This window comes from Ensifer sp. ENS02 (genome assembly GCF_014851885.1).
GTDB lineage: Bacteria > Pseudomonadota > Alphaproteobacteria > Rhizobiales > Rhizobiaceae > Ensifer > Ensifer adhaerens.
In genome coordinates, this window is the sequence record NZ_JACVAO010000039.1 from 1 (window position 1) to 10,540 (window position 10,540).

Below are 10,540 nucleotides of genomic sequence, written 5' to 3' on the forward strand. Positions count from 1 at the left end.
AACAAACGCAGGGAAAACCGGTGTGCAACACCGCTTTCGACATATGGACGTCAAAAGCCCCTTCGGCAAAAGGCGTTGGCTTTACTCACTCACCCAGCTTCAATGCCGAAACCGCACTCTTTGGAACTTGCATCCTCAAAACTCGTCGGGTTCACGACACCCGGCCGTTCAATGCGAAGTTGGCCCTCACCGAAAATCCCGCGTCTTCACCTTGATCTGATCGAGATGCAGATAGGGATCGACGATATCGCGCGGCCGCGGTCCCTTCGGGATACCGCGCGGATCGGGCGCCGGCGCCCCACGATGGAACTCGTCACCTCTTCCATGCGGAAGCGGAAAACTGGCGTCCCGATCGCCCACGCTTGCAAGTTCGCCGGATAGGTCGGTCAGCCGATGGGCAACGAGGTGAACGACCTCGCCTTCCCGTTGAATGCGCCCATAGACGCCGAGCATGCCGGCACCGAGCACAACGCGGCGAAACGTCTCGAAGGTCTTTGCCCAGACGACGAGATTGGCGATGCCGGTTTCGTCTTCGATGGTGATGAACATCACGCCCTTGGCAGAACCCGGCCGCTGGCGCACGAGCACCAGACCTGCGGCTTCGAGCCATTTTCCATCCCGGGTCTGCATCGCCTCCTTGCACGTGACGATGCGACGCTTCGTCAGATCGGCGCGCAGGAACGAGAGGGGATGGCTGCGTAGCGTCAAGCCGACATGCCCATAGTCCTCAACCACTTCGCCGCCCGCAGTCATCGGCCTTAGCGCCACTGATGGCTCATCCAGTTCCGCGACCGTCCGGCTTTCACGCTCAGAGGCCGCGGCAAAGAGCGGCAGCGGCTCGTCGCGCAGCGCCTTGATCGCCCAGAGTGCCTCGCGTCGCGCAAGCTTGAGCGAAGGTTGGAAGGCATCGGCTTCGGCAAGCTGGACCAAAGAGGCGGCCGGAACGCCTGCCCGGCGCCAGAGATCGTCGACGGTCTCGAAAGGCCTTTCGTCGCGCGAGGCAACGATTGCCGCGGCGTCAGCGTTCGCCAGCGCCTTGACCATGCGAAGACCAAGGCGAACGGCAAAGCGGCTTTCATCCCCCGTTGCCTCGAGCGTGCAATCCCAGCGGCTGGCGTTCACACACACAGGCCGGACCTCGACGCCATGGTCGCGCGCGTCCCGCACGATCTGGGCCGGGGCGTAAAAGCCCATCGGTTGGGCATTCAGAAGTGCTGCGCAGAAGACATCCGGATGCCAGCATTTGAGCCAGGAGGAGGCATAGGCAATCAGCGCGAAGGACGCGGCATGGCTTTCCGGAAACCCGTAGCTGCCGAAACCTTCGAGCTGCTTGAAGGTCTTAATCGCAAAGTCCGGCTCATAGCCGTTTGCGACCATGCCCCGGACGAGCTTCTCGCCGAACTTCGAAACACCGCCGGTATGCTTGAAGGTCGCCATGGCGCGGCGCAATTGATCGGCTTCGCCCGGCGTGAACCCGGCGCATTCGATGGCGACCCGCATCGCCTGTTCCTGGAAGAGCGGCACACCGAGCGTCTTTCCAAGCACCTGCTCCAGTTCCGGCTTCGGGTAAATCACCGCCTCCTTGCCCTCGCGCCGGCGAAGATAGGGATGCACCATGTCGCCCTGGATCGGGCCGGGGCGCACGATCGCCACCTCGATGACGAGGTCATAGAAGGTACGCGGCTTGATCCTCGGCAGCATCGACATCTGCGCGCGGCTTTCGATCTGAAAGGTACCGAGTGTGTCGGCCCGGCGGATCATGGCGTAAGTGCGCGGATCTTCGGCCGGGATGCTCGCGAGATCAAGATTGATGCCCTTGTGTTCGGCCAGCAGATCAAAGCCGCGCTTCATGCACGAGAGCATACCGAGCGCCAGGCAATCGACCTTCATGAACTTCAGGATATCGATATCGTCCTTGTCCCATTCGATCACCTGCCGGTCGGCCATGGCCGCCGGTTCGATCGGGACGAGCTCGTCGAGGCGATCGTTCGTCAGGACGAAGCCGCCCGGATGCTGCGACAGGTGACGCGGCGCCCCCATCAGCTGCCGGGCCAGATCGAGCGTGAGGCGCAGGCGCCGATCGGACAGGTTGAGATTGAGCTCCTCGGCATGTTTTTCGCCGATGTCCTCGCCCCAGCCCCAGACCTGCGACGACAGCATCTTCGTCATGTCCTCGGGCAGCCCAAGCGCCTTGCCGACATCGCGGATGGCGCCTTTCGACCGATAGCGGATGACCGTGGAGCAAAGGGCCGCATGATCACGGCCATAGGTCTCGAAGACCCATTGCATGACGATCTCGCGGCGCTCGTGCTCGAAGTCGACGTCAATGTCAGGCGGCTCGCGCCGTTCCTCGGAGACGAAGCGCTCGAACAGGAGGTCGTTGATTTCAGGGTCGATCGAGGTGATGCCGAGCACATAACAGACAGACGAATTGGCGGCCGATCCTCTGCCCTGGCATAGAATGTCCCTTGAACGGGCAAAACGCACGATCGAATTCACTGTCAGGAAGTAGGACGCATATTGAAGCTTCTCGATCAGCCGCAGTTCGTGCTCGAGGTTCTTGCGGACTTTTTCCGGCAACCCTTCTGGGTAACGCCAGGCTGCACCTTCCCAGGTCAGTTGCGCCAGTGTCTGTTGGGCTGTCAGTGCAGGATTGGATCGCTCCTCCGGATATTGATAGGCGAGCTCGTCGAGCGAAAACCGGCATCGCTCCAGGATCTCGATGGTGCGGGTAAGCGCTTCGGGGTAGCGCGCAAAGAGCCGCGCCATTTCCTCGGGCGGCTTCAGGTAGCGGTCGGCGTGGCGCTCGCGGCGGAAACCGGCCTCGTCGATCATGATGTTGTGGCGAATGCAGGTGACGACATCCTGCAGGATGCGCCGGTCCGGCACATGAAACAGCACGTCGTTGGTGACGACCGTCGGCACGCCGATTGAAGCTGCCAGGTTGGAGAGTTGATGAAGGCGCAGCTGGTCGTTCGGCCGGCGCCGGAGTGTCAGCGCCAGGTAGGCGCGGTCGCCGAATTCTTGCCTCAGACGGCGCAGCTCCCGCGCGCAGTCCTCGTCAGCGGCATCGGGAAGGAGAACCGCGATCAGTCCCTCGCCATAGGCAACGAGATCGGACCAGGCAAGCCGGCATTTCGCCTTGCCGCCGCGCTTCTTGCCGAGCGACAGCAGCCGGCAAAGCCGCGCATAGGCCGGCCGGTCAGTCGGAAAGACGAGGACCGATAGATCGCCTTCAAGATCGAGGCGGCAGCCGACGACCAGCCGCACGCCGACATCCTTGGCCGCCTGGTGCGCTCGCACGATGCCGGCGAGGCTGTTGCGATCGGCAATGGCCAGCGCCTCGAGCCTAAGTTCGGCGGCACGTTGGAATAGCTCTTCGCAGGAGGATGCGCCGCGCAGGAAGGAGAAATGCGAGGTCACCTGCAGCTCGGCATAAAGCGGCGTCGTCATCCGAAAATCCCGTGCAGGAACCATTGGTGGCTGCCGGTCTCGCTGTGTTCGCCGTCGCCGGCGCGATAAATCCAGTAGCGCTCGCCGGCGTCATCCTCGACCTGGAAATAGTCGCGTACGGCGACGAGCTCGGCATCGCGCTTCCACCATTCGCCGAAGACGCGTTCGGGGCCGTCGGCACGTTTCACCCGTCGGCGCACGCCACGCCATGTGAAACTGACCGGCGGATGATCGGGCAGAAGCGCCATCGTCTCGATCGCTTCAGGATGGAGAAGCAAGCGCACCGGTCTTGGCCAATAGCCGGGCCAGGCGAGACCTTCGTCCGGCGCCATCGGCGCGATGCGGTTGATGGAGCGTTCGGGCACGTCGCTGGCGACCGGTTGAAAACGATACAGCCGGCGTGCGCCGATGCGGTTTCCCAGGATGTCGATCAGGCCGGAAACATCGGCCTCCGGTTCCTCGACCAGCGAGGAAACGACCTGTCTTGCCACCAGCGGCTCGGCGTGGGTTGCCGTCAGCGACATGATTTCGATCCCGAAGCCCGGAGCGATCGTTTCGATCCTATCAGTGATGAGCCGGATCAGGCGCTTGGCGTCGCGAACGGGCGTCGCGGTGCCTGCGCGGATCGCCTGGTAGGTGTTATCAACGCGATGGAAGAGAAGGTCGACGCGCCGCGCGCCGAGGCCTCTTTCTTCCAGTACCAGACAGAGCGCGCCCACAAGCTTCGCGGCATAGCGCGCAATCGTCTCGGCGGCCGCAATCGGTTCACCGAAGGAACGGCGAACTTCGATAAGTTCAGGCGTGCGGACCGGATCGATCGGCTCGGCAACCTTTCCCATGGCCTGGTCGATGCGACGGCCAAGTTCGGGTCCAAATCGAAGGGCAAGCGGCGCCCGCGGCACGCCGGCCACCTCACCGATCGTGTTGAAGCCCAGCACGCGAAGGCCATGGACGATTGCAGGATCGAGGCGAAGCGCTGCGACGGGCAGGTCACGGATGGTTTCCTGCTGCGCCCCCGGAGCGACAACCAGCGTCGGATGAGCGAGAAACCGGGCGCCGGCATGGGCCGCCCCCCAGGTATCGGCAACCGCAGCCCGCGCCTCGATACCGGATCCGAAGAACCGGTTGACCATGCCTGACAGCATCAGGTCCTCGCCGCCATGCAGGTGATCGGCACCGGTCGTATCGATCACCAGGCCATCGGGCGGATCGGCGGCTACGATCGGCGCATAGCGCTGCAGCGCCCAGAGCGCCAGGCGTTCGAGCGCTTCTTGATCGGCGGCCGGATCGGCGTCCATGACGACAAGACCTGCGACGAGCGCCTGGGCTTTCGTGGCGGCCATGCGGGGTCTCAGGCCTGCGGCAATCGCCGCGGCATTTACCGAGAGCACCACACGCCTTCGCTGTTCGCGACCGACGAGGACGAGAGGCGTTTCAGCCGGCGGCGCTGCGTCGCCGAGCTTGCGCCTCAGGCGATCCGTGGGCCAGCTCGGAAGGAAGAGCGATACGACCCTTGGCATCTGGGGCCTCCACTTCGAAATCTGCACTTTCGCCGGCACGGCAGCGGATGAGCTCGACGAGCCAGCGCGCGCGGCCGACGCCTGGAACCGGCAAGGGGACGGACGGCATGACGGACACGCGCCAGCGCGTGACCGATGCCGTCGGCTGCCCGAAATCCGAGGCTTCGGCCTGTCGTCGCCAGCGGCGGATCGCAATGCCCAACGTGCCGGAACTCTCGGCTGCAAGCTGCAAGCGGCGCGAGGCGGTCATCGAAAGGCGCGCGAGCTCGCCGACGACGGCACCGAGGCCGCCGTGGCGAAGCCCCTCTTCCATGCAGGAAAGAAGCGCCTTTTCGTCGCCGGCCTCCACATAGATGACGCGGCTCGGCGAAAGACCGACTTGAGCCAGCGCCGGCGCAAAGAGATCGGGCCGCGTCACACACCAGAGCACCTTGCCTTTCGAGCGGGCGGCAATGCCCGCGCAAAAGAGTGCCGCCGCCGCGCCGTCGATCGCACCGTTGCCGCCGCCGGCGACCTCATGCAACGAGCCGAGTACGAGCCCCCCACCCGGCAATCGCCGATCAATCTCGGTGACACCAAATGGCAGGACCTGTCGTCCACGGCCGCTTGCGCCTTCAAGGCGCTGGATGCGCTCGCGAAGTTCTGAGACGACGGTATTGTCGACTGGACGGGGCATTTTGGAAGGAACAACTCCTTAGGGCTATGCATTAGCGCTTCCTGTTGATATGTTCTCTATTTGTTCCTATTTGGGTTGCGAGTCAACGAAGTTCAGAAAAGAGACTGTTGATTGCGATCGAGACGCCAGCACGGACACGCCGCTTGGTTCAATGAACAGATCGAATGCCGGGGAACGGCGACAGAAGCGAGCAGTCGTTGATATGAAGCTAGGTGAGAAAGGGAGACTCAACTTTGTGCAATCTCTACAACATCACGACGACACGTGATGCCGTGATCGCATTCACCAAGGCATTCCGCGACAAGGCAGGCTGGAACCAGCCATCCTATGACGTCTACCCCGGCTATCAGGCGCCCGTAGTCCGCGTCGGCGAAGACGGAGAGCGAGAGATCGCGCGTGTCACCTGGGGCATGCCCTCGCCGCCCGCTTTCGTGAAGAACTACGATCCCGGCGTCACCAACATCCGAAACGTCGCCTCTCCGCACTGGAGACGCTGGCTCGGGCCGACCAGTCGCTGCGTCGTCCCCTTCAACTCCTTCGCCGAGCCGGATCCGGCGGCCAAGGTTCCCGGCGGAAAAGTCCCTAATGCCTGGTTCGCTGGAACTAAGGAGCGGCCGCTGATGTTCTTCGCCGGCTTCTGGACGCCATGGAAGGGTGTCAGGCGCGTGCGCGATGGTGAGCGCGAATACGAGCTCTTCGGCTTCCTCACCACATCCCCGAACGAGATCGTCTCGCCAATCCATCAAAAGGCCATGCCGGTGATCCTGACCACACCTGACGAGGTCGATCTGTGGCTCACCGGATCCTGGGACGACGTGAAGCACCTGCAGCGGCCGCTTCCGGGCAACCTGCTTGTTGTCGTCGAGCCTCCTGCCGCCCTGCCCGAAGAAGACCTGCTGCTATGACCAGTCGTTGGGTCGCGTGATCGGTGATGGAACGCTCTGAGCGCACGCGAAAGATCATCCATGTCGACATGGATGCCTTCTACGCCTCGGTGGAGCAGCGGGACAATCCCGTACTTCGCGGGCTTCCGATTGCCGTTGGCTTTGGCGAGGCGCGCGGCGTCGTGGCTGCCGCAAGCTACGAGGCGCGCAAATACGGCGTCCATTCGGCCATGCCGTCGGTCACCGCCAAGCGGAAATGCCCGGAGCTGATTTTTGTGACGCCGCGCTTCGATGCTTACCGCGCAGTCTCACAGCAGATCCACGCGATCTTTGCCGAATACACGCCGCTCATCGAACCGCTCTCGCTCGACGAGGCCTATCTTGATGTCACCGAGAACCTCAAGGGAATGGAACTTGCGACGGAGATCGCCGAGGAGATCCGCGCCAAGATCAAGGCAAGGACAGGCCTGACCGCTTCGGCCGGCGTTTCCTATAACAAGTTCCTCGCCAAGATGGCGTCCGACCAGAGAAAACCGGATGGCCTCTTCGTCATCACGCCAAAGAACGGTCCGGCCTTCGTCGAGGCGCTGCCCGTCAAGAAATTCCATGGCGTCGGTCCGGCAACCGCCGAGCGCATGCACAAGCTCGGGATTGAAACGGGCGCCGATCTGAAGGATCACGATATCGCCTTCTTGCAGCAACACTTCGGAAAATCGGGACCTTACTTCTACTGGATCGCCCGCGGCGTCGACGAACGTCAAGTGAAGGCCGACCGGGTGCGCAAGTCCATCGGCGCGGAAGACACGTTCTCCGTAGACGTCCATGATTTCGAGACCGCCAGGGCTGGCCTCGAACCGCTGATCGAAAAGGTCTGGCGCTACTGCGAAGCGAACGGCATTCGCGCCAAGACCGCGACGCTCAAGGTGAAATGGGCGGATTTCACTCAGATCACTAGGTGCAAGACAACAGCGGCACCGATCGCAAGTGCCGCAGAGCTTGCCGCGGTCATGACGATGCTGTTGTCTCCACTCTTCCCTGCCCCAAAAGGCATTCGGTTGCTGGGCGTGACACTGTCGTCACTCGATGAAGCAACGATCGAAAGCAAGCCACAGCTTGCCTTCGCGCTCTAAAACAGCTTGCTCGTCTGCCAGGACACCGAACGACCGAATGAGGGTTGGCGGATCAACTATGCGCCGGCTACCAAAAGTGGGATAGGTCATGCGGCCAGCTTCCCCTCGCCGTGACAGACCGACTTGTAAATGACGGCACGTCCGTGCAGCCCATTGAGAATGCAGCAGCGCGAGCCGCACCCACCGAGGCTCGCTCCATTCACTCGAACAAATTATGGAAATCGTGATCACCGAACGGGCGACCTTTGCGGGGAACCTTATTCAGTAAACTCTTAATTAACCATAAGCTTGCAAACTTTGTTCAGTCGCCAATCACATTCCAGCGTACAGCGGCAACTCAGAACCGTAACCCCGCCCACGGGTTGCGGTTTTGCCCATAAAGCCAGGCACCTCTCAACCACAAGCGCAAGGTTAAGCGATGAGTTATGACTGGAGCGGCGCGCGGCATCGCCGGATGAAGGTTGCACGTCTTGGCGCCGCGCTCACTGTGGCGGCCACCGTCGTTGCCGTTGTAGTCCAGGTCATGGGAAGTGCGCTCTAGAGCGACGCAATCGCGGTGAACGGATGAGTTCGGCTCATCGATACGATGACCAACTCTGCGTCCTTGTTTCCCGAAGAGGAAAGGTTCGAATATGATCGACTGGAATACGGACGGTCACGGCAACATAAGGGCATCAACGGTCGTCTGCTGGAACACTGCAATCGACGAGACGGGCGAGCTTTTCCTGAGGATCGAATTCAGCGCCGATCCGGATCTCGAAAACGTGTCGGCGCTGCAGTTCAGATTGACCGCGCAGCAAGCAATGCAAATTGCGGAAAGGCTGACGAACACTTATCGGCAGTCCTCGACGGCGAGCGAGCGCCCAGACCAATCCTTGCTACTGACGTCGCAGGGGCGCCCCGCGCCATAATGAGTGGACAGACCAGGAAGGGGAAAGGACGTGGCCACCCGCAAAGAAATCGCCGATCGTGTGATTGCCAAGTGGCAAGCAAGGGGCATTGCAATTGACCACACCGCCGAGTTCCAGGCTCTGCTCAGACTCTGGATTGCGGGTGACATTTCCATCGATGACATCCGGCGGAGGCACCTGAAAATGCTGCGCGAACGTGCCCGAACGGCAAAGCGCAATTAAACGACGAGACACGTCTTGTGGCATCGCCGGCTAATGTTGAGCCCAACGACGCATCGCCACGGCAAACCCGCTTCCGGTTTATTTCACTGATAGGACGACCAGGCCTGCAATTGGGTCGGTTACGCCGAGCCCTCCTCCGAGGTCCTCGAGCGTCTCACGAAAGCTGTCAAGCGTGGCGACCATCTGCGGCCGGCTCGCCGCCAATGCTTCCATGCTCTCCCATTCCGCGATAATGCAGTATCGTCCCTCGCCAGCCTCGATGATGTTGGCATGACGCAGACCCGACCAGCTTTGAGCTATGTCCCGGTGAGCGCCGAGAAAAGCCTCAGCCATCCCCGGCTTGACCTTGAAGCGGACGACATTGAATGCGGTCATGAGCGCCTCCCTGAGCCTTGTTCTGCCTCTGATAATCTGCCGTCCAAATTGCGCTTTTGGCTAGAGCCTGCACCCGACCGAGAAAGCCTCAAGAACGGGCTCGCCAATCGGAGATATATGGCCAAAGTTCGAGGAAACTAGTCCGGGATCGGAAAGCTTCTGTGTGTGCGGACGCCGCCTCGGCGCGCTAGCTAGTTGCTCCAAACCGCTCAAGCATAGCTCGTAGCTGTGTATTTTCTTGCCGAAGGCGATATGCCAGCAGTCTGCGGTTCTCTTCTTCCAGTGCGGCAAGGTCGTCGGCAACTGGTTCAGCAACAACGAACGCCGTGTTGCTGGCGAGGCCGCGACCGCTGCGTTTCTGTCCTTGGCGACGACACAGCCGTCAGGCTTGCCTCTTGGCCAAATCCAATCAGCTGCCGGACACCATAAGCGGTATCGGCAATGCCGTCTCGGCCTCGTCGAGGATTTCGAAAGTGAACTTGCCAGATGCATCGACCTCAACCGAGTAGCTGAGGCGATCCTGCACGCGGTTGTTTTCGTCGAAGGTCAGTACCTTCGGCTTCAAGGAAGTAAGCCGGCTTTCGTCGAGGTAAACCGAGTTGCATATAATGATCTGGTCGCCCGGCTGGCATGTGCGTGCGGCCGCACCATTGAGGATGCAGCACCTAGAACCGCGTTCACCGAGGATGACGTAGGTGGAGATGCGCGCCCCGGAATTCTTGTTCCAGATCTCGACGAACTCCATCGGCAAGATGCCGGCCTCCTCACAGTGGTCCGGGTCAAGAGTGATCGACCCATGATAGTTGAGGTTCGCCTCGGTGACATAAATGCCATGGAGCTTCCCTGCGACCAGCTTTCTCATGCTTTTTCACACCTCGCGGTTGATCAGGTTTCGTCGCGCCCTGGCGCTGCCGACGAGGCAGAAATCTTCGCGCACGGCCAATCGCCAAGCAGAGAGAAGGCCCCGCCGGGGAAGGCGGGGCAAGGTTCGCACCCAGATGGCTCTCTGAACGCGGGGAAGAAAAACTCCATCGGCCAAGCCGATGCGCTCAGATACGAACAAAGCCGCCCGCAAGGAAGGTCGCTTTCGACAATTCCGGTACGGCTTTGCTAATATATCAACCGGCTCGAATGACGATCCTAATCGTGTCGGCACCAGCTTTTCCCCTCCCGCGTTGTCGCAATCCGTACGGCGTATGTACTAGCCCGCCCCCCGACACGACTAATTCAGTTTATTTTTCAGCCTGCGGATTTCGGTAAATCGGGACATTCATTTCAGCAAGTCGCGGACAAGCGTTTCGCTAAGTCGCGGACAACGGGTGCGATCGAATTCCGGTTGCCTGGTTGCTGTTACGGGTGATTGATTTCG

General features: G+C 61.3%; 11 protein-coding genes. 6 read left to right on the forward strand and 5 right to left on the reverse strand.

The window, feature by feature from the left end; genetic code table 11:
• The coding region (locus IB262_RS35795; protein ID WP_210337868.1) for a hypothetical protein at positions 1 to 215 on the forward strand (215 nt) is incomplete at its 5' end.
• Here IB262_RS35795 and IB262_RS35105 read toward each other — a convergent pair.
• From IB262_RS35105 to IB262_RS35115, 3 genes are read right to left on the reverse strand one after another with little or no spacing between them, the layout of a single operon-like run.
• Positions 187 to 3,453 (reverse strand): error-prone DNA polymerase, encoded by a 3,267-nt coding sequence (locus IB262_RS35105; protein ID WP_192494545.1) that lies wholly within the window; start codon positions 3,451 to 3,453, stop codon positions 187 to 189. The two genes, IB262_RS35795 and IB262_RS35105, sit on opposite strands and share 29 nt — an antisense overlap.
• Positions 3,450 to 4,973 carry a DNA polymerase Y family protein gene (locus IB262_RS35110; protein WP_192494546.1) on the reverse strand — a complete coding sequence of 508 codons (1,524 nt, stop codon included), beginning with the start codon at positions 4,971 to 4,973 and terminating at the stop codon, positions 3,450 to 3,452. Before IB262_RS35110 ends, IB262_RS35105 begins: the two co-directional genes overlap by 4 nt.
• The gene (locus tag IB262_RS35115) at positions 4,888 to 5,649 is read right to left on the reverse strand and encodes an ImuA family protein (protein WP_060581441.1); all 762 of its coding nucleotides are present in this window, start codon (positions 5,647 to 5,649) and stop codon (positions 4,888 to 4,890) included. The genes IB262_RS35110 and IB262_RS35115 overlap by 86 nt, the downstream gene beginning before the upstream one ends.
• 233 nt (positions 5,650 to 5,882) lie before the next feature.
• On the opposite strand from IB262_RS35115, the gene IB262_RS35120 reads away from it, so the two are divergent.
• The 5 genes from IB262_RS35120 to IB262_RS35135 all read left to right on the forward strand — a co-directional run bounded on the left by IB262_RS35120 (position 5,883) and on the right by IB262_RS35135 (position 8,796).
• The gene (locus IB262_RS35120; protein WP_113294182.1) at positions 5,883 to 6,554 is read left to right on the forward strand and encodes an SOS response-associated peptidase; all 672 of its coding nucleotides are present in this window, start codon (positions 5,883 to 5,885) and stop codon (positions 6,552 to 6,554) included.
• Between the two features lie 26 nt (positions 6,555 to 6,580).
• Positions 6,581 to 7,663 (forward strand): DNA polymerase IV, encoded by a 1,083-nt coding sequence (gene dinB, locus IB262_RS35125; RefSeq protein ID WP_192494547.1) that lies wholly within the window; start codon positions 6,581 to 6,583, stop codon positions 7,661 to 7,663.
• Between the two features lie 418 nt (positions 7,664 to 8,081).
• Entirely contained in the window at positions 8,082 to 8,204 is a 123-nt protein-coding gene (locus tag IB262_RS36575) for a hypothetical protein (protein WP_256385321.1), read from the forward strand.
• 91 nt (positions 8,205 to 8,295) lie between these two features.
• The gene (locus IB262_RS35130; protein ID WP_060606839.1) at positions 8,296 to 8,574 is read left to right on the forward strand and encodes a hypothetical protein; all 279 of its coding nucleotides are present in this window, start codon (positions 8,296 to 8,298) and stop codon (positions 8,572 to 8,574) included.
• Between the two features lie 30 nt (positions 8,575 to 8,604).
• Positions 8,605 to 8,796: a hypothetical protein gene (locus tag IB262_RS35135; RefSeq protein ID WP_034800379.1), complete on the forward strand. Its 192-nt coding sequence runs from the start codon at positions 8,605 to 8,607 to the stop codon at positions 8,794 to 8,796.
• A 78-nt stretch (positions 8,797 to 8,874) separates the two neighbouring features.
• Here the strand turns inward: IB262_RS35135 and IB262_RS35140 are convergent, their stop codons facing one another.
• Both IB262_RS35140 and panD read right to left on the reverse strand, forming a co-directional pair.
• Entirely contained in the window at positions 8,875 to 9,171 is a 297-nt protein-coding gene (locus IB262_RS35140) for an antibiotic biosynthesis monooxygenase (RefSeq protein ID WP_060581446.1), read from the reverse strand.
• Between the two features lie 409 nt (positions 9,172 to 9,580).
• On the reverse strand, positions 9,581 to 10,033 hold the full coding sequence (gene panD / locus IB262_RS35145) for an aspartate 1-decarboxylase (RefSeq protein ID WP_060606845.1): 453 nt from the start codon (positions 10,031 to 10,033) through the stop codon (positions 9,581 to 9,583).
• Positions 10,034 to 10,540: the final 507 nt, after the last annotated feature.